The organism is Planctomyces sp. SH-PL62 (assembly GCF_001610895.1).
GTDB lineage: Bacteria > Planctomycetota > Planctomycetia > Isosphaerales > Isosphaeraceae > Paludisphaera.
The window spans coordinates 4,772,747-4,792,855 of sequence record NZ_CP011273.1 but is presented as its reverse complement, the minus strand read 5'-3'; the positions used below and the strand labels follow the sequence as shown (position 1 = coordinate 4,792,855).

The window sequence follows — 20,109 nt, the reverse complement described above, 5'->3', positions numbered from 1 at the left end:
GCTTCATGCGGCGCGTCGTTGTCACAGGAATGGGCATGGTCACCCCGGTCGGCCGGGACGTGGAGACGACCTGGTCCGCGCTCCTTTCGGGGAAGAGCGGCGTCGGGCCGATCACGCTCTTCGACGCCCACACCTTCCCGACCCGGATCGCGGCCGAGGTGAAGGACTTCGACCTGTCTTCCTACATCGAGGACGGAGACCGCTGGAGCGAGCACTCCCGCAACACGCGGTTCGCGCTGGCGGCCGGTCGGATGGCGATGGACGACTCGGGGCTCTCCCAGGCTGGCGACGAGTTCGATCGGACGCGGTTCGGGATCTACCTTGGCGCGGGCGAAGGCCAGCAGGACTTCGAGCGGTTCGTGAAGCTGGTGTACAAGTCCGGGAAATCGGGCAAGGTCGCCACCCAGGATTTCACGAAGTACGGCGTCCACGACCTGCACATGATCCATGAGGCCGAGCAAGAGCCCGGCACCCCGGCCGCCCACCTCGCGGCGAAGTTCGGGGCCCGAGGGCCGAATTCGAACTGCCTGACCGCCTGCGCGGCCAGCTCGCAGGCGATCGGCGAGGCCTTCGAGATGATCCGCCACGATTGCGCCGACGTGATGCTGTCCGGCGGGACCCACAGCATGATCCACCCGTTCGGCGTGACGGGCTTCATCCTCCTGACGGCCCTCTCGACCCGCAACGACGAGCCGGAGAAGGCCAGCCGGCCGTTCGACCGCGACCGCGACGGCTTCATCATCGGCGAAGGCGCGGGCATGCTCGTCCTCGAGGAACTGGAGCACGCCAAGGCCCGCGGCGCCAAGATCTACGGCGAGATCGTCGGCTACGGCTCCACGGCCGACGCCTTCCGCATCACCGACAGCCACGAAGACGGCCGGGGCGCGATCGCCTGCCTCCGCCAGGCCCTCGAAGTGGCGGGCCTGGAGGCCGATCAGGTCGACTACGTCAACGCCCACGGCACCAGCACCTCGGTCAACGACTCGGTCGAGACCCTGGCGATCAAGAAGACGTTCGGGGACGCCGCATACAAGGTGCCGATCTCCAGCACCAAGAGCATGATGGGGCACCTGATCGCCGCCGCCGGCAGCGTCGAGGCCATCGTCTGCCTGCTGACCATCCGCGACGGCCTCCTCCCCCCCACGATCAACCTGGACAATCCCGACGCCGACTGCGACCTCGACTACATCCCCCACGAGTCGCGGAAGAAGAAGGTCGACGTCGCGCTCTCGAACAGCTTCGGCTTCGGCGGCCAGAACATCACCTTGATCCTCAAACGCTATACCGATTGACCGGAGTCTCGCAGCCGTTCCAGCCCCCGACGTCCGTCTCGCTCCGTGGCGAGCCGGGCCCGGGTCGGTCGTGGACGGCATGGACGAATCCGACGGGAGCCCAGTCGTGGTCGGCCTCTCAACGCTTCTCATCGTCCTGGCGGTCCTGGCGGCCACTCCGGTCGTGGTCTTCGGCGGCTTCCTGGCGTACACCACCTGGATGTACTGCCCGGTGATCCGCCGGATCTTCCAGGAACGGCCGGTGTTCCAGCCCCTGAAGATCGTCCCCGAAGACCTCGGGGAACCCGCCGCCTTCCCGACGGCCGACGGCCTGACGCTCAAGGGGAGCTACTTCAAGGCTCGCACCGATTCGCGGGTCGGCGTCCTGGTCTACTGTCACGAGTTCCTCAGCGACCGTTGGAGCTACGCGCCGTATCTCGACCACCTGAGGGATCGCGGCTTCGACGTCTTCAGCTTCGACTTCCGCAGCCACGGGGCGAGCGCGGTCGACCCGTCGTACGAGCCGCTCCAGTACGCCTCCGATCGCGAGGTGGAGGACCTCCGCGCCGCCCTGGCGTATCTCCGCTCGCGGCCGGATCGCGACCTTTCCGGCTACGGGCTGTTCGGCGTGAGCCGGGGGGGCGGCACCGCCTTGCTCGTCGCCGCCGCCGAGCCCGACGTCTGGGGGGTGGTCACCGACGGCGCCTTCCCCACTCGGGGCACGATGACCGCGTACATCGTCCGCTGGGCCGAGATCTACGTCCGCAGCCGGTGGTTCCTGGCCCTGGTCCCCCGGTTCATCTTCGCGACCCTGGGAGACGTGGCCCGGAGAGGGACCGAACGGGCCCGCAACTGCACCTATCCCAGCGTCGAGCGGGCCGTCGCCCGGCTCTCCCCGCGTCCCTGGCTCCAGATCCATGGCGAGCGCGACGTTTATATCGGAACCGACATCGCACATGAGCTTTTCGACTGGGCGGGCGAGCCCAGGAGCCAGTGGTTCGTGGCGGACGCGAAGCATAATCGCTGCCGCGAGACCGAGCCCGAAGAGTACGCCCGCCGGCTCGGCGAGTTCGTCGACCTGCACGCTCCTCGGCGGCCCCTGGCCGAGATCGAGGAGGAGATCGCGGCCTCGGAGTTCGGCAAGTACGACGCCGTCCACGGCCGCGCCGAAGCCTCGGGCTTGATCACGAACATCGCTTCCTCCGTGACCGGCTGAATCCTTCCACCTGCGGGGCGTCGACCGATCATGCTCACGTTCCTGAAGCGGCTCGTCGGCCGCCGGATCGCGAACCGCGCCCGCCGATTGGCGGTCGAGTTCCACGACCAGACGAAGCAGGCCCGCAAGGTCCAGCGCGAGCTGCTCCTCTCTCGGATCGCCCGCAACGCCGACAGCGCGTTCGGCCGCGACCACCACTTCGGCCAGATCCGCACCCCGGAGGATTTTCGCAGGCAGGTCCCGATCGGCGACTACAGCCGCCACGAGCCCTACATCGACCGGGTCCGCAACGGCGACGTCTCCGCGCTCTTCGGGCCGGGGACGGACGTCCTGATGTTCGCCATGACCTCGGGGACCACCAACCGCCCGAAGACCATCCCGGTCACCCGCGAGTCCCTGGAGAATTACCGCGCGGGCTGGTTGATCTGGGGCATTCAGGCGTTCGATTCCCATCCCGACATCATCGAAAACGGCCTGCGTCCCATCCTCCAGATCGCCAGCGACTGGCGCGAGAGCTATTCGCCCGCCGGCATTCCCTGCGGGGCGATCACGGGGCTCACGGCCTCGATGCAGTCGCGGATGATCCGGACCACCTACTGCATGCCCCCCAGCGGCTCGCGGATCAAGGACGTGGAGTCCAAGTATTACGTCGCGCTGCGGTTCTCGATCGCCAAGAACCTGGGGACGATCATCGCCGCGAACCCCAGCACGATCCTCAACATGGTCCGGCTGGGCGATCGCGAGCGCGAGACCTTGATCCGCGACCTGTACGACGGCACCCTCGCGACCAAGTGGGCCATCCCCGACGACGTCCGCAAGGAGCTGAAGTTCCGGACGAGGTTCCGGCGCAAGGCGGCCGCGCGGCGCCTGGAGGCGATCGTCGGCGAGACCGGCCGCCTCCTCCCCCGCGACTACTGGCCGAATCTGGAGTTCCTCTCCAACTGGATGGGGGGGACGATGCGGGCGTACCTGCGCGGCTATCCTGAATTCTTCGGCGAGAAGCCGGTGCGCGACGTCGGCTTGATCGCCTCCGAGGGGCGGATGACGATTCCCATCGAGGACGGCACCCCCGCCGGCGTGCTCGACATCCGGCACCACTACTTCGAGTTCATCCCCGAGGATGACGCCGACAAGGCCGACCCCCAGACGATCGAGGCGGCGGACCTTGTGGAGGGGAAGAATTATTTCGTCCTCCTGTCCACGGCCGGCGGCTTGTACCGCTACAACATCTTCGATCTGGTGCGTTGCGTCGGATTCCACGGCGAGGCCCCGATCGTCGAGTTCCTGAACAAGGGGGCCCACTTCTCCAGCCTGACGGGGGAGAAGATCTCCGAGCACCAGGTCATCACGGCCGTCGAGACGGCGCAACGGGCCGTCGGCATCCGTCTGCGTTCGTACCTGCTGCTGCCGATCTGGGGAGACCCGCCGTCCTACGGGCTGCTCGTCGAAACCTCCGACCTCCCCGACGACGGGGCCGCTGAGCGGCTCGACGCGGCGGTCGAGGAGCAGCTTCGGACGTTGAACGTGGAGTATGCCGCCAAGCGGGACAGCCTCCGCCTCGGCCCGGTCCGCACGATCCGCATCCAGGACGGAGCCTGGGGCGATTTCCAGAAGCGTCGGCTCGCCCGCAGCGGCGGGACCGTCGAACAGTATAAGCAGCCGCACCTGATCCCGGACGTCGAGGCGATCCACGGGTTCCCGATGGCCGCGACCATCGGCTCCTGACCTCGCGGGGAGGGGGGCGGGCCGCTCGGTCGACGCCCCCGCCGGCAAGCTTCGCCTTGCCCGGACGCCGCGTTTATGATAAGGCTGCGCCTGCTTTCAAATCGAGGCCAGGGCTCCAGGGCCGCCGTCCAGACGATTCCGACTCTGGCGGACTCCCCAGCGAGGGGGAACCATTCTCATGACTTGGGCGAACGCCGAAGCGCGGCAGACGATCTCGGTACGACGAACGATGCTCATCGTGGCCGCCGCGACCGCCACGATCTGCGGGCAGCTCGGCTGCGCGACCAGCCAGGCCTTGCAGGCCTCCGCGGGGGCGATGTCGAGCATGCTATGGTCCCGCGCCCCCTCAGCACCCGGATACGACCTTTACGCTGAAGGCATGGCTGGATCGAAGGCCGTCAAGGACGCCGAGGCCCTGGCCGCCGGTCCCGACCGGAAGCCCCAGGCCGGCGCAGAGGGCCGCTACGAAGGGGAACCGGCCTCGGACGGTCGGACGACCCCGGCGCTCGCCGCGACACGCCCACGGTCTCGTGGGACGGCCGATGAAAGCGTCCGCGTCACGCTGGGACGTCCCGAGAGCCTTCCCGTGCTGAGAGACCCCGACGGCGCGGCTGGACCGCTGATGGCCTCCGCCGCTCCCGACCCCGCCCCCGCCGCAGTCGCGGCCGAGCCTCGTCCGGTCGAACCGCCGGCCGAGCTTGCGCCGGCGCCGCCTGAACTCGCCGCCGCCGACCTGGCGCCCGCTCCGCCGGAGGCCGTCGCCGACGACCTCGCGACCGAGCCCATCGCCGAGCCAGCCCCGGCCCAGTCGCCTCCCCCTGCGCTCGCCCAGGCCAAGCCGGGCGGGGAGGCTCCGGTCGGGGCGGCCGGGCCGTCCCTGAAGTCGATCCTCGACGAGGCTCGCGCGCGTCTGGAGGCCATGTCGACCTATCAGGTCTCGATCACCCGCGTGGAGCGCGTCGGCAATCAGGTCCTCCCCGAGGAGAAGGCCCTGCTGAGCATCCGTCGCAAGCCCAAGGCCGTCCGGCTCGAATGGCCCGACGGGGCGAACAAGGGCCGCGAAGTCATCTACTCGGCCGCGATCAACGATCGGGTGATGCACGTCAACATCGCCAACTCGGCGATCCCGATCCCGCGCATGAGCATCCCCGTCGACAGCCCGCTCGCCCTGCGGAACAGTCGACACGCCATCACCGAGGCGGGCTTCGACACGATCTTCAACAACCTCGCCAGCCAGGTCGATTCTCAGGGCCGGCCGACCGGGGCCGAAGGCAGGCTGACGTATAAAGGCGTGCAGAAGCCCAAGGACGTGGATCGAGAATGTCACCTGATCCAGCGGATCACGCCCACCAGGGAAGTCTGGCGGGTCTATCTCGACGCCGACAGCCTGATGCCGGTCGTCGTCACCGCCCACCAGGCGGACGGGGCGCTGCTGGAGTCGTACCGATACGACGGACTCAAGGCGGACCCGACCGAACTCGCCGCCGCCGACGCTTTCGATCCCGACAAACGGTGGGGGGAGTCCAAGGGCCTCTTCTCGCGGCTCGCCAAGGCCGCCTCCGCCGCGTCCGACCAACCTGCGCCCACGGCGACGCGTTGACTGCCAATTCGGCGGGCTGTCGGTCGCGGGCGAGGTCCCGCGATCGACTCGCTCGTGCGACTTAGGGGTTTTTTTAAAACCCGACCTTGCAAGCGGTTGCTTCGATCGTGTCTGATGGATGGCGGGCCGAGGAGTCTATTGGCCCATCCTTTGCGTGCGATCACCCTGGTTGAATCCTCGGAGCGGATCAAACGTGGGTCGAGACTATGACGTCATCAGCAGTACACGATTACTCGATCCTCATCACGGACGATGATGCGGGCGTTCGCGAAACCCTCCGCGACATCCTCATCCCGCACGGCTATCGCACGTTCCTCGCCGAGAGCGGCGAGGAGGCGATCGATATCGTCCGTGATCATCACGTCCACATCGCGCTGCTGGACATGCACCTGCCCCGGTTGTCGGGGTTGGAGACCCTGGCGGTCTTCCGCCAGATGCGAGCCGCGCTGCCGGCGATCCTGATCTCCGGCGCCTGCGACGAGAGCCTGATGCGCCGCGCCCTGTCCGAACACGCCTTCTGCGTGCTGGAGAAGCCGGTCAGCCGCCACGTGGTCATCCATGTGGTCCACAAGGCGCTTCGCAAGTTCTACGACAACTGATCCAGGCGGCGGCAACTCGTCGGATCGCGGATTCATCGCTCGATTGCGGGGACTTGGACGCGATCGACTCCCGCAGCCGAGAGCCGGACGGACCGCCCATCGATCGGATCCTCTCGGGGGGAACGATGATCGAAAGCGATCCGCCTGGCCTGCGCACTCCCTCGACGGCTCAGCCGAGGGGCTGGGAGTCCTCGTCGAATTCCGGGTCGAGCCCGAGTTGCGATTCGCCGGAGCCGGTCCACAGCTTCACGATGACCCGCGTTCCGTGCACGTCGACGACCTCCACAAGGCTATCGGGCTCGATGTAGAAATTGTCGGCGGTGACGTCGATGAGGAGGTTGCCGAATCGGGCCTTGCCCGTGGGACGCAAGGGGGACGTGGTGCGCCCGGTCTCGCCGATCAGGAAGGCGAACGACTCATAGCCCTCCATCGAGGGCTTGGCGGCCGGGTCGACGCTCTCGCCGAGGTTCCTCGGCTCGGGCTGGAGGATGAGACGATTGAAGATCGGGATGGCCGGGAAGAACCGCGCCAGGATCACCGCCCCGATGGTCACGCCGATGAGGGAGATGGTCAACTGGATGAGGGTCAGCCCCATCTCGCGATATTCGTACTCCTGGGTGGGCCAGACGAAGGTGTGGCTCGCCATGACGATGCTGGCGAGCATCAGCACGATCCCGGACATGCCGAAGATCCCGAAGCCGGGGAGGACGAAGAGTTCGACGGCCAGCGAGAGCAGGCCCATGAGGAAGAGGATGATCTCGAGCTGGTCGGCCGTGCCGCTGAGGTAGTGGCTCCAGAAGAAGAGCATGAACGCCAGCGACGAGACGATCGCCGGCAGGCCGATGCCGGGCAGCTTGAGCTCCAGCACCATCATGAAGAGGCCGACGAACAGGAGGAGCCAACTCACGTAAGGGTCGGTCAGCAGGGTCACGAGCGAGTCGACCCAGGTCGGACCTTCGACGCGGATCGCCATCCCCTGGAGCCCGTAGACGGCCTTCAGTTCCTCGACGTCGCGGACGGTCTCGCCGATGCCGAAGGCGAAAGCCTTCTCGGCCTCGATGGCGAGCGGCCGTCCCGGCTCCTTGCGGGTCTCGATGTTCGCGTAGCGGTTCGGGTCGGCCTCGGCCTCTCGTCGCGACAGGAGCCGTGTCGCGCCGGTGGTCTGATCGAGGGCCTCGACGACCTCGACGTCGGGGTCGATCATCGCGCGGGCGACGGCCTCGGGGTGGCCCTTCTTGGAGGCGAGGAACGCGGCCTTGTCGGCGAGGCCGGCGATCTGGGCTTCGGTGAGCGATTCCAGCCGCCCTCGGGCGGTGATGAGCTGGCGGACGTCGCCCAGGGAGGCGCCGGCCTTGAAGACGATGTCGCGGCAGGCGAGCGGGAGCAGGGCCGAGACCCCCAGCGCCCGCTCGTTGATATAGGCGACGGTCTTCATGTCCTCGATGCCGGCGATGAGGTCGGCGACGCCGTCGGCGGCCTCGACCATGCCTCCGGGGCTGTCGATCTCGAAGAAGACGAGGTTCGCCCGCTCCTGCCGGGCCTGCTCGATCCGACGACCGAGGTACGAGAGCTTGGAAGCCTCGATCGGGCCGTCGATCCGGATCCAGACCGGGCGCAGGAGGCTCCCCAGCGTCGGGTCGTCGATCGCGGCCGAGCCGTCGATCCGATACAGGTGGGCGACCTCGGCGGGAGTCGCGGCCACCCGCTTGCACAAACCTTCCTCACGCGCACGATCGGCCGTGAGGACGCCGCGACGGCCCCCTTCCCACGCGGAAGGTTGGTCGATCGCCTGGTGGTTCTTGAGGAACTCGGGCAGGTTCTCGGCGAGGACGTAGTGCACGCCCTTGTCGGCGGTGCGGACGAGCCGAAGGTCGGCGTCGCGGTCGAGCATGCCCAGGATCAGGTCGGGGTCGCGGGCCTTGCGCACCGCCAGAAACCGCAGGGGCTCGCGGAGGGCGGGGTCGAACGACTGGTTCTCCGGGGTGATCGGCCCCAGGCTGGCCTGCGCGCCCATCACGATCTCGGTGCAGGCGAAGACCGGCAGGACGGCGAAGCCGGAGAGGGGTTCGGGGACGTAGGCGACGGTCAGCTTGGCCCCGCCGAGCTCCTTGGCGATGAAGTTCGCCAGGTCGTACGACGCCCCGAAGTCGCTGGTCCCGGGGGCGGTTTCGCCGGGGATGAACTGAAAGATCAGGACCGCCCTGCGGCCCTGGGCGCCGCCCGAGGTCTTGTCGACGAGGCTGCGGGTCTGGGCGCGGAGCTTCGCGATCGTCTCGTGCGTGATCGGCTCGACGATCGTGAAGAGTTGACCGGGCGTCGACTCGTCTGGGGTGCCAGGAGCCTGGGCCTGGGCGAGGGCCGCCGCGTCGCCCAGGATCGCGAGCCAGCAGCCGAGGGCCGTCGCCTGAAGGACGGAGCGAGCGTGGAGGCGGGGGATCACAAGGGGGCGTAGCATGAACTCGGACTCCCACCGCAAACCGTCGTCGCCGGGCGTCTACGGGAATCACGCGTCCGATCGGCCGCCGAGGAACGGGGCGCCTTCGCACGAAGGCCGGGGCCGGAGCCCCGGGACGTCCTCGGGCGTCCGACGACGTCGCGGTTCGCGTCGGATGCGTCCCTGACTGTTCGACCGCGCTGATTATAGGGCTCCGCGAAATGACCGTCAAACCAACGGTCGCGCCGTCCCGCCCGCGGCCGTCTCGTCCAGGACGGCGCGCAGCAGAAAGCCCTCCGTTGCGGGGAGGGCTCGCTGGGGGAGTGGCGGTGCGGCCCGCGGACTCAGCGCAAGGGCGCCGACTGGGCGGGGGCGGGACGCGACGCGCTGGCGGCGGGCGCGGTCCGGGGGCGATCCTCGCCGGTCGGGTTGCGGACGATCTTCCACTTGGGGAATTCCTTCCCCTCGAAGTTCTCATCCTTCACGGCGGCGTTCGGCTTCACGGGATCGAGCCGGAAGTCCTTGCGGCTCTTGCCGTCGGGCGAGATGAGGACGATTCGGATGGGGAGCATGAATCGGCGGTCGAGCTGGACGAGGGCCTGGCTGAAGCTCTCCCGGTCCACGTCGAGCTTGGGCTTGATGCTGACGCCGTAACTCTTGTCGTCGGGCGTGGCCATCAGGCCGATGGTGTAGCGCTTCTTGGCCTCCTCGGCCTTCATGTTGAAGAGGAACGGGAGGGGGCCCTCCTCGATGGCCTTCTCGGCCTGATCCTTCTCCAGCGGGAAGATGAAGATCTGGCTGGTATCGGTCTTGTACTGCCAGACCTCGGTGCCGGTGCAGACGATGCGCTCCTCGTGGGTGCTCTCCCACGCCTCGCCGTCGGCCTTCTTGATCGGCCGCTTGTCCTCGCCCTGCTTGATCTTCTTGAAGTCGATGAAAGCCAGGTTCGGGCTCTTGAAGATGGCCCGACCTTCGTAGTACTCGATTTCATCCCAGGCCGGGATGACGTCGGTCCGGAAGATGGTGACGTCGAGGGTCTTGAGCTTCGTGCTCTGGCTCTCCCAACGCTTCAGCAGGGTGTCGACGTCCGTCCCCGGGGCGACGGGCGCGGCCTGGGCGGGCTCCTGGGCCTGCGGAGACGCGGCCGCCGGCTGGGGGGCCTGGCCGAACGCGAGCGCCCCTCCGACGGTCCAGGCCGTCAGCAGTCCGCTCGCCCCGATGGTCAGTCCTCGTGCCATTCTGGAATCCCTCCCCATCCTTGCGACTCGTCCCGGGCGCCAGCGGCCCTCCGATCCGGGACCCGTCGCCCTCTCGGCGCGCGTCGGGCCCTCCCTTGAGGTCTAATTACCAAAGACCGCGGATTCCCACCAGAGCAGCCCGGTGCGGCTCGTCCCGCCGTTCACGGCGAACTCCCGCCCCGGCGGAAGCCTGCCGATTTTCTCGCCACGACGCCTGGACATGGGGCGGAAGCTGGGGAGAAACCGGAGGGGAAATCGTACACAAGAAGTTTGCTGGTAAGGTCTTGCGATTTTTCATTGCAAGGGCTCAAGACTTGCGAATGAAAACACTCGAAACCAGTGGACCGGCCAAGCTTCGACGCCCCGAACGAGGAAGGAGAGCGCCATGCGACCTCATCCCATTCAGGAAATGTCCCCCCCGTCCTGGCCGCTTCCCTTGATCGCGATCGAGCCGCGAGGCCCGCGCCGGGACGGTTGACGTCGATCACTTGACCGGGGGCGGGCGGCCCTTGAAAATCTCGAAGTCGGTCTCGGTGATGATCCTCCCTTGAACCCGCTTCGAGATCCGGACGACTCATGGCCGCACCCGAACGCCCCCGGCTTCGCCCCCTGCTCCCGCGTCGTCAGGATTGGGAAGGCCAGGCCCTCGTCGTCCTGGAGGACCCGTCGCGATTCTGCCCATCGCCGATCGTCCTGCCCATCGACGTCTACCTGCACGTCGTCCGGCGTTTCGACGGCCGGAACACCGTCGAGGACGTCCAGCGCCTGATCCTTGAGGCGACCTCGCTGCGCGTGGACGCGGGATTTCTGCGGAAGCTCGTCGACGATCTCGACCGCTCGCTGGCCTTCGAAGGGCCGACGTACGAGGCCGCCGTCGAGGCGTTCCGCGACGCGACCGAGCGGCCCGCGGCGCTGGCGGGTCGATCCTATGAATCGGAGCCCCGTCGACTCGCGGCCGACCTCAACCGTTTCTTCCGGTCTCGAGGAGGGGCGGGACGGCTCGCCCTCGCCGCACCGAAACCGACGTCGAACGGGGCGCTCCCGGCGCCACGATTACGAGGCGTGGTGAGCCCGCATATCGACTTCGGTCGGGGGGGGCCGGTCTACACCTGGGCTTACAAGCGTCTGGTCGAGGAGTGCGACGCCGACGTGTTCGTGATCCTGGGCGTGGCCCACCAGGCCTGTCGGAGCCGGTTCGTCCTGACTCGGAAGGACTTCGCGACCCCGCTCGGCCCTGCGCGCACCGACCAGGCGTTCGTCGACCTCCTCGTGCGGGAGTGCGGCGATCAGCTCTTCAACGACGAGCTGACGCATCGGACCGAGCATTCGATCGAGTTTCAGGCGGTCTTCCTCCGGCACGTCCTCGGCGACCGTCCGTTCACCATCGTGCCGATCCTGGTCGGCTCGTTCCACGACCTGCTGAAGCGTCGGGTAGACCCGATCGCCGACCCGGAGATCGCGCGGTTCATCAACGCATTGCGCGGGGCGGAAGCGGCGAGCGGACGGAAGGTCGCGTACATCGGCGGCGTGGACCTCTGCCACGTGGGGCCGGAGTTCGGCGACCCGGATCCGGTCGACGAGGAATCTCGGGGCCGCATCCGCGCGTTCGACCGCGCGCTGCTCGACCGGGCCGAAGCGGTCGATCCCGAGGGCTGGTTTCGCGCGGTCGCTGACGTGGGGGACCGCTGGCGGGTCTGCGGGCTGGCCGCGACCTATACGATGCTGCACGCCATCGGCCCGTCGAAAGGCGAGGTCCTCCGATACGACCAGGCCGTCGACGAGCGCGGCCGAGCGTGCGTCTCGTTCGCGAGCATGATCTTTCGCGAGGCCCTGTGACGCCCCCGCAGCCGACGTCGTCACGCCCGAACCGGCTTCACGTCTGGCCCCTGAGCCGGCCGCGCCCTACAATAGAGACGTCATTCTGGAGGCGGTCCCGGCGGCGGAGGATGGCCCGACGGGCGAGACGTCCGGCGTTCAGGCCGGGGTCGGCCGATTCGGCCGTTGGTAGATCCCCTGCGCGACGCCGCGACGGCGGATTCACGAGGTTCGATTCGAAAAATGGATCAAGGCATACCCGGCCCCGCCGACGTGGAACTGGACCTGATCGCCGTCGGCGCGCATCCCGACGACATCGAGATCGCCTGCGGCGGCACCCTCGCCAAGCTCGCCCATAAGGGCTACGCGGTGGGGATCGTCGACCTGACCGACGGCGAGCCCACCCCGGGCTCGCCGGGTCCCGACGTCCGCCTGGAGGAGGCGCGGAAGGCCGCCGAGATCCTGGGCGTCCAAACTCGGATCAACCTGAACCTGCCGAACCGCCGCCTGTTCGACTGCTTCGAGGCGAGGGTGGCCCTGGCCAAGGTCTTCCGGCGGCATCGCCCCAAGGTCGTGCTCGGGTTCGGCGGCAAGACGGTGATGGCCTCTCCCGATCATTACCAGGCGATGCTGATCACCGACGCGGCGGTGTTCTACAGCCGGCTGACGAAATGGGACGAGTATTTCGACGGCCTTCCACCCCATACAATTCTAAACCAATTGAGTTTTCCGTTGGCGCTGCATGGGTTAGACTTGCCCGAAGCGTCGGGCTTCATCATCGCCGATATGGGGAGCACCCTCGAACAGAAACTGGACGCCGTCCGTTGTTACCAGACACAGTTCCCCGCCAAGAAAGTAGGGATCTACAAAGCCGTCGAGACGATGAATCGGTATCACGGGCTGACGGCCGGATATGAGGCGGGCGAATTGTTCCTGACTTACAGGTCGGTCGGCGTCGACGACCTCATGCGTTGGGCGAGTCCGACCCACGCGCGAACCTGACCCCGACGGTCGGCCGGACGTGACCTTATCGCAGACGCGGTCCGGTCCGGGGCGACGGACCAGGGCACCGCGCCGCCGGCGGAGTGGCGGAGTGGCGGTCGAAAACTAGACGAAGGCGGTTCTCGTGGCCGTGTTATCCAGCCTGAAACGATGGTGGCAGCAGACGTTCGGCGGACGGGCCGGCCACGACCCGGAGGCGACCGACGAGTTCGCCACACTCTCCTCGCTCACGCTCGACCCCGGCCGGCTCCGCCTGCGGGTGGGGGTCGTCTCGGTGCGCGGGAACTACCGCGAGCACAACGAGGACAATTATTTCGTCCCCGGTCGCCGCCCGGTCCGGCACGACGTGCTCCACGACAGCGCCGAGCACGCGGCGATGACCCTGGAGCCCTCGAACCTGTTCATCGTCGCCGACGGCATGGGGGGGCAGCAGGGGGGGGAGCAGGCCAGCCTGATGGCCGTCGAGCTGATCCCCAGGGAGGTCGCCAAGCGGCTCCCCGTCGACCAGGCCGAGCCCCGACACGTCCAGGAGGCGATCCGCGAGGCGGTGGCGACGGTCAATCAGGAGATCCTCGGCAGCTCCGGCGCGATGACCGAGTTCTCGAACATGGGGACCACCGTGGTCCTCGCCCAGTTCCGCCCCGACAAGGTGTACGTCGCCGGCATCGGCGACTCGCGGGCCTATCGCCTTCGCGAGGGGGTCCTGGAGCGGTTGACCAAGGACCACTCCCTGGCCGACGCCCTGCTCGACGCCGGGACGATCACGGCCGACGAGCTTCGCAACCACAAATTCAAGAACGTCCTCTACCTCTACCTGGGGAGCAAGGACGCCCGCAGCGGCCCGGAGGATTTCCGGGTCCTGGACGTCCGGCCGGGGGACCGCTTCCTGATGGCCAGCGACGGCCTCACCGGCGTCGTCGGCGACGAGGAGATCGGTCGGGTCCTGGGGGCCGTCGAGGACCCCCAGGAGGCGGCCGTGCTGCTCAAGAATCTGGCGCTGGCGAACGACTCCAAGGACAACGTCACATGCCTGATCGTCCACGTCGTGGCCCAGTCCTAGCCCGCCCCGCCCCTCGGCGCGAGGGGCCGCGGGAGGATTCCGGCGGGCCACCGCGATCCCAGGCGATGAAGGTCGGGCGATGATCGGTCGGGACGAGTTCCTGGAGTGCGCGGAGCGGTCGGGCCTCGTCTCTCGGGCCGACCTCGCGCCCCATCGCGCGCGGGGCGGCCGCGACGACGTGGAGGGGCTCGCCCGCCGGCTCGTCCAGCAGGGCCTGTTGACCCAGTACCAGGCCCGAAAACTGCTGGCGGGGGCCGTCCGCGGCTTCATCCTGGGGGGGTATCGCATCCTCCGCCCGCTCGGCGAAGGGGGCATGGGGAAGGTCTATCTCGCCTCCCACGAGGAAGACGGCCGGAAGGTCGCGATCAAGGTCCTCCCGCCTCGACGCGCCCAGGAGGAGACCAACAGCCTGGCGCGGTTCAAGCGCGAGATGGAACTCTCGATGCGATGCGACCACCCCAACGTCGCGCGGACTTTGACGTTCGGCAACGACGGCGACGTCCATTTCATGGTCCTGGAATACATCCCGGGCCTGAGCCTGTACGACATGGTCAAGAGCGAGCGCTACGGCCCGCTCCGGGTCGCCTCGGCCTCCCGCCTGTTCCTGCGCATCCTGAGCGGGCTTGAGGCGGCCCACGCGGTGGGGATCGTCCATCGCGACATCAAGCCCTCGAACGTCATGATCACGCCCGAAGGCGATGCGAAGATCCTCGACCTCGGCCTGGCGAAAGCCCTGGGCGAGGACGCCGGGCTCACCCGCGCCAATACGCTCCTGGGCACGCTCGACTACGCCAGCCCGGAGCAGCTCAGCGACGCCACCCGGGCCGACGTCCGCAGCGACCTCTACAGCCTGGGCTGCACGCTCTACTTCGCCCTGGCGGGCGTACCCCCGTTCGAGGGGGGCGACGCCATCAACAAGATCTTCAAGCAGCGGATGGAGGACCCCGAGCCGATCGAGCGGGTCGCCAAGGGGGTCCCCGCCGCATTCGGCGCCGTCGTCCGCAAGCTGATGGCGAAGGAACCCGCCGAACGCTACCAGAACTGCGCCGAACTCCGGGTCGACCTGGAGCGGTGGACCGACCCCCTCCGCGTCCGCTCGCTGCTCGGTCCCGCCGCCGACGCCGGCCACGCCTTCCATCCCCCCCCTCCGACCCTCGAGGAAGACGACCTGCGGCTGCTCGTCGCCGACGCGAGTCCCAGCGTGATCTCGCTCCGCGACCTGGGCGACGCCGAGCCCTCGCCGGCGCCCCGGCATCGCGCGCCGCCCCCCCCGATCCCCGCCCGGATCCGGCCGAACTCCGTGCGCGAGCCCCGCACCGATCCGTTCGGCGACGCGCGCTGGCTGATCCATTTCACGCTGATCGCGATGGCGGTGGGCCTGATCGCGATCATCGCCATCGCGCTGTTCCGGCATTCCTGACCCCTCTCATGGACCCGACGGTGAACCTCCGTATCATGGAGGGGGGGGGCGGGAGGTCCGCCCCGGCCGGCCGGTCGAGCGATGCTCGGGGATCGTGAGGCATCATGTCGTCGGGACGCAAGAAGCGAGGTGGGCGAGGCGCGACCGAGGCCCCGGGGGATTCCGACGTCCTCGACCTGTTCCTGCCCCCGGTCGCGAACTGGTTCCGCTCGACCCTCGGCGAGCCGACGCTCCCCCAGCGCCTGGGGTGGCGGTCGATCGCCGCCGGCCGAAACACGCTGATCGCCGCGCCCACCGGCTCGGGCAAGAGCCTGGCCGCGTTCCTGGCCGGGCTGGACCTCCTCTGGCGATCCCCCGAGCGGGGGCGAGGCGTCCGCATCCTCTACGTCTCGCCGCTCAAGGCGCTCAACGCCGACGTACATCGCAACCTGCGGACGCCCCTCGAAGGCATCTTGGAGGAAGCCGAGGCGTCGGGGACGCCGCTGCGGCCGCTGTCCACGGCGGTCAGGAGCGGCGACACGCCGGCCAGCGAGCGGGCGCGGATCCTCCGCAAGCCGCCCGAGATCCTCATCATCACCCCCGAGTCGCTCCACCTGATGCTGACCTCGCGGGCCCGCGACACGCTCCGGGAGGTGTCGCACGTCGTCGTCGACGAGATCCACGCCCTCTGCGGCGACAAACGCGGCGTCTTCCTGTCCCTGCTCCTCGAACGCCTGGAAGCTCTCGGCGCGGGGAGGCCCTTCACTCGCATCGGTCTTTCCGCCACGCAGAAGCCGCTGGAGGAAGTCGCGCGGTATCTGGGCGGGGTCCGACCCGATGGTGCGCAGGGCGGCGAGTTCCGTCCCGTCGAGATCGTCGACGCCGGCGGCCGGAAGCCGATGGACTTGCAGGTCATCTGGCCCTCCGGCGAGGACGGCGGGAAACTCGGCCCCCCGGGTTCCATCTGGCCGGCCATCGAGGACCGGGTGCTGGGGCTGGTGGAGGAGCACCGCTCGACCCTCGTCTTCGCCAACAACCGCCGGACGGTCGAGAAGCTCACGGCCCGCCTGAACGAGCTGGCGACCCGCGACGTCGAGCGTGAGGCGCCCGGAGAATCGGACGAGCCCGTCGCAACCCCCTTCCGCGCCCACCACGGCAGCCTCAGCCTGGACGAGCGGAGGACGACCGAGGAGATGCTCAAGCGGGCGGACCTCAAGGCGGTCGTTTCCACGGCTTCGCTGGAGCTGGGGATCGACATGGGGGAGGTGGACCTCGTCTGCCAGGTGGAATCTCCCGGCAACGTCGCGCGGGGGCTCCAGCGCGTGGGGCGATCGGGCCATCTCGTCGGCGGGATCAGCCGGGGGCGACTCATCGCCAAGACGCCGAGCGACCTGCTGGAGACGGCGGCCCTGGCGCGGGCGATGCTCGCCGGCGACATCGAGCCGCTCCGCGTCCCCCGCAACTGCCTGGACGTGCTGGCCCAGCAGGTCGTGGCGTGCGTGGCGATGGATCGCTGGGACGCCTCCGAGCTTTACGACCTCGTTCGCCGGGCTTACTCCTTCAGCGAACTTTCCGCCGACGCCTTCGAACGCGTGCTCCGGCTGGTCTCGGGACGCTACTCCACCGGCTCGATCCGCGACCTTCGCGCCCGGGTCGCCTGGGACCGCGTCCACAATCAACTCGGGGCGCTGCCCGGGACCTCCCGCCTGGCGCTGACGGGGGGCGGGACGATCCCCGACGTCGGACATTTCCCGGTCTACCTGGGCGAAGGGGGGCCGAAGCTCGGCGAGCTGGACGAGGAGTTCGTGTTCGAGCGTCGCGTCGGCGAGAGTTTCATGCTGGGCAACAGCGCCTGGCGGATCGAGGTCATCGACGTCCACAAGGTGATCGTCGGCCCGGCCGAGGGGAGCCAGGTCGTCATGCCCTTCTGGCGAGGCGAAACCAACCCCCGTTCGATGGAACTGGGCCAAGCCGTCGGCGTCCTGACCCGCGAGATCGCGGAGGGGCTCGACGACCCCGGTCTGCCCGCAAGGCTGGAGCGGGAGTGCCGCCTCGAACCCGCCGCGGCCCGTCTGCTGATCCGCCGCGTCGCCCGGCAGCGGCGGCTCGCGGGCGTGGTCCCCGACGACCGTACGATCCTCGTCGAGAGCTTCCGCGACCCGACGGGCGAGACCGCCCTCGCCGTGCTCTCCCCCTACGGCCGAATGCACCTGGGCTTGAAGCTCGCGCTCCTGGCGCGGATCCAGGACCGATACGGATTCACCGCGTCCTGCCTGCACGGCGACGACGGCCTGCTGTTTCGCCTGCCCCAGACGGAGGAGCCGCCGCTCGACCTGCTCGACGGCCTCGACGGCGCCGAAGCCGAGCGGCTGATCCGCCGCGTGCTCCCCGACACCTCCCTCTTCGGCCTGCGGTTCCGGCAGAACGCCGGGCGGGCCCTCCTGATGCCCCGTCCCGACCCCTCGAAGCGCACGCCGCTCTGGCTGCAACGGCTCCGCGCCAAGGACCTGCTCGGCGTCGTCGGCGAGTTTCCCGACCACCCGATCGTGGTCGAGACGTATCGCGAGTGCCTGGACGACGACCTCCAGACGCCCCGCCTCCGCGAGTTCCTGGACGCCGTCTCCGCCGGGACGATCCGCGTCGAGAAGCGGGCCGACGAACTGGCCTCGCCGTTCGCGTCGGACCTGGTCTTCCAGTTCACGGCGGCCTACATCTACGAGTGGGACGAGCCCCGCCGCAAGCCCGACGAGTCCCGTTCGGCGACGATCGACGTCGACCTCCTGGACGGCCTGCTGCACGGCCTGGAAGCCGGTCGGGGGCTCGACGAGCAGGCCGTCGGCCGCGTGGAGGGCCGACTCCGCCAGCGCGGACGCCCGCCGCGCACCGCCGACGAGATGGCCGAGACGCTCCGCACCCTGGGCGACCTCGCGGCCTCCGACCTGGCCGGGCCGATGGAGGCGTTCGCGGTCGACCTGGCCGGGCAGGGGAGGGCGGCCCGGATCGAACTGGAAGGAACCAGCGAACCCGGCCGCTGGATCTCGGCCGAGGAGTCGGCGCTTTACGCGTCGGCCTTCGCGCCGGAAGCCGCGCCCGACGCGGAGGCCGTCGAGACGATCGTCCGGCGCTACTTGAAGACCCACGCGCTGGTGGGGCTGGCCGACCTGATCCGGCGGTATCCGATCCCCCCCGAGACCGCCCGCACGCTCCTGGAAGCCTGGGTGGAGTCGAGCGACGTCGTCCAGATCGAGGAGGGGGACGACGGTCCCCGGTGGGCCGAGCGCGAGAACCTTGCCGAGATCCAGCGCCTGACGCTGGCGCAAAGGCGGAAGGAGAGCGTCGCCGTCGCGCCCGAGGTATTCGCCGATTTCTTCGCCCGCCGGCAGCACGTCCACCCGGAGACCCGGCTCTCGGGGATCGAAGGGGTGGAGGCGGTCCTGGAGCAGTTCCAGGGCTTCGCGGCGACGGCGGAATTCTGGGAGGAGGAACTCCTGCCGAGGCGGGTCGTCGGCTACCAGCGATCCTGGCTGGACGAGGCGCTCGCACGGGGAGCTTGGACCTGGCGGGCCGCGACGGACGGCCGCGAGACGCCGCTGGTCGCGATCGTCCCGCGCGGCTTCGCCGGGGGCTGGCCCGAGCCCACCGACGCCCCGCCCCTGAGCGACGACGAGCCCAAGGTCCTGGAGGCGCTGGAACGGCGCGGCGCGTCGTTCGCCGCCGACCTGGCGCGGGCTTCGGGCGTCGATCTTTTGTCGTTGCGGCGGACCCTGCGATCGTTGTTGCACCGCGGCGCGGTCGCCAACGACCGATTCGACCCGCTCCGTCCTGGCGCCTTCGAGGTTCTGGACGTGGTCGACCGGACCTCCGCGGGAGCCTCGCGCGGCGGTCGGCGGCGTGGAATTTCTCGGCGCGTCGAACCGTCTCGTCCCGAGGGCCGATGGGAGCTCGTCGTCCCGGCCGTCGAGTCGGACGAGCGGACGCTGGCGTGGATCGACGCCTTGTTCGCACGATACGGGGTGCTCGCGCGGGAGACGGCGGCGGTCGACGCCTGGGCCCCCCCCTGGTCGACCCTGTACCCCCACCTCGCGCGGTTGGAGCTACGCGGCGAGATCCGCCGGGGCTACTTCGTGGAGGGGCTTTCGGGCGTCCAGTACGCGACCGAGGAGGCTGCCGAAGGGCTCGCGGCCCTGGCGGCGGCGACGGGCCGCGACGCCCTCGAGATCCTGATCTCGGCGGCCGATCCCGCCAATCTCTACGGGGCCGGAGCCCCGCTCGACATCCCCTTGCTCGAAGGGGGGGCCGCCCGCCTGATCCGCTCGACCGGGAATTTCCTGGTCCTGCGCGGAGGGCGGCCGATCCTGATCCTGGAAGCCTACGGGAAGCGGCTTACGGGTCTGGCGTCGGCCTCGAAGGCCGAACTCGACGCGGCGCTGGCCCGCGTCCTCGATATGGCGTCTCCCGAGCGCCGGGTCTTCAAGGTCGAGACCTATAACGGCCAGCCCACCGTGGCGAGCGCGGCGGCCGAGCGGCTCACCGAACTGGGGTTCGTCCGCGACTATCCGGCCCTGACTTATTACGCCGCCTGGTCCCCGGGCGGGATCTGAGCCGCCGAGATGCACTCGCGGAGGCCGCCCCGGCCGACGAGTGAGCGGCACGACATTTTCATATCCAGCACCTCCTGAGCGAATCGCGCGTGCGATGATGGAGTTTGCCGCTTCACCAGAAACCGTTCATGCAGCAGGAGCCTTACCGT

Annotated in this window: 12 protein-coding genes; 10 read left to right on the top strand and 2 right to left on the bottom strand. The window is 69.0% G+C overall.

Annotation, left to right across the window (positions count from 1 at the left end; all coding sequences use genetic code 11):
- The first annotated feature begins 5 nt into the window (after nucleotides 1-5).
- The 5 genes from fabF (at nucleotide 6) to VT85_RS18390 (ending at nucleotide 6,411) form a co-directional block, all read left to right on the top strand.
- A complete protein-coding gene (gene fabF, locus VT85_RS18415; protein ID WP_068418633.1) occupies nucleotides 6-1,292 on the top strand; it encodes a beta-ketoacyl-ACP synthase II in 1,287 nt (428 codons plus the stop codon).
- Between the two features lie 106 nt (nucleotides 1,293-1,398).
- Complete coding sequence (locus VT85_RS18410; protein ID WP_197490860.1) at nucleotides 1,399-2,487, top strand: alpha/beta hydrolase; 1,089 nt, start codon at nucleotides 1,399-1,401, stop codon at nucleotides 2,485-2,487.
- Between the two features lie 30 nt (nucleotides 2,488-2,517).
- Nucleotides 2,518-4,212 (top strand): GH3 auxin-responsive promoter family protein, encoded by a 1,695-nt coding sequence (locus VT85_RS18405; protein ID WP_068418630.1) that lies wholly within the window; start codon nucleotides 2,518-2,520, stop codon nucleotides 4,210-4,212.
- 178 nt (nucleotides 4,213-4,390) lie between these two features.
- Nucleotides 4,391-5,812 (top strand): DUF1571 domain-containing protein, encoded by a 1,422-nt coding sequence (locus VT85_RS18395; protein ID WP_156512945.1) that lies wholly within the window; start codon nucleotides 4,391-4,393, stop codon nucleotides 5,810-5,812.
- A 206-nt stretch (nucleotides 5,813-6,018) separates the two neighbouring features.
- Nucleotides 6,019-6,411 (top strand): response regulator, encoded by a 393-nt coding sequence (locus VT85_RS18390; RefSeq protein ID WP_068418621.1) that lies wholly within the window; start codon nucleotides 6,019-6,021, stop codon nucleotides 6,409-6,411.
- Between the two features lie 169 nt (nucleotides 6,412-6,580).
- On the opposite strand, the gene VT85_RS18385 is transcribed toward VT85_RS18390, so the two are convergent.
- Together VT85_RS18385 and VT85_RS18380 are read right to left on the bottom strand one after the other, a co-directional pair.
- On the bottom strand, nucleotides 6,581-8,866 hold the full coding sequence (locus VT85_RS18385) for an NfeD family protein (protein ID WP_082859008.1): 2,286 nt from the start codon (nucleotides 8,864-8,866) through the stop codon (nucleotides 6,581-6,583).
- Between the two features lie 323 nt (nucleotides 8,867-9,189).
- Complete coding sequence (locus VT85_RS18380) at nucleotides 9,190-10,083, bottom strand: hypothetical protein (RefSeq protein WP_068418616.1); 894 nt, start codon at nucleotides 10,081-10,083, stop codon at nucleotides 9,190-9,192.
- A 576-nt stretch (nucleotides 10,084-10,659) separates the two neighbouring features.
- Here VT85_RS18380 and amrB point away from each other — a divergent pair.
- From amrB to VT85_RS18355, 5 genes are all read left to right on the top strand, one after another.
- Complete coding sequence (amrB, locus tag VT85_RS18375; protein WP_068418613.1) at nucleotides 10,660-11,919, top strand: AmmeMemoRadiSam system protein B; 1,260 nt, start codon at nucleotides 10,660-10,662, stop codon at nucleotides 11,917-11,919.
- Between the two features lie 222 nt (nucleotides 11,920-12,141).
- A complete protein-coding gene (locus tag VT85_RS18370; protein WP_068418610.1) occupies nucleotides 12,142-12,900 on the top strand; it encodes a PIG-L family deacetylase in 759 nt (252 codons plus the stop codon).
- Between the two features lie 124 nt (nucleotides 12,901-13,024).
- A complete protein-coding gene (locus tag VT85_RS18365) occupies nucleotides 13,025-13,960 on the top strand; it encodes a PP2C family protein-serine/threonine phosphatase (RefSeq protein WP_197490859.1) in 936 nt (311 codons plus the stop codon).
- 79 nt (nucleotides 13,961-14,039) lie between these two features.
- Entirely contained in the window at nucleotides 14,040-15,380 is a 1,341-nt protein-coding gene (locus VT85_RS18360) for a serine/threonine-protein kinase (RefSeq protein WP_068418607.1), read from the top strand.
- 104 nt (nucleotides 15,381-15,484) lie between these two features.
- Nucleotides 15,485-19,960, top strand: coding sequence for a DEAD/DEAH box helicase (locus VT85_RS18355; protein WP_068418604.1), 4,476 nt, complete (start codon nucleotides 15,485-15,487; stop codon nucleotides 19,958-19,960).
- The last annotated feature ends 149 nt before the right edge of the window (nucleotides 19,961-20,109 follow it).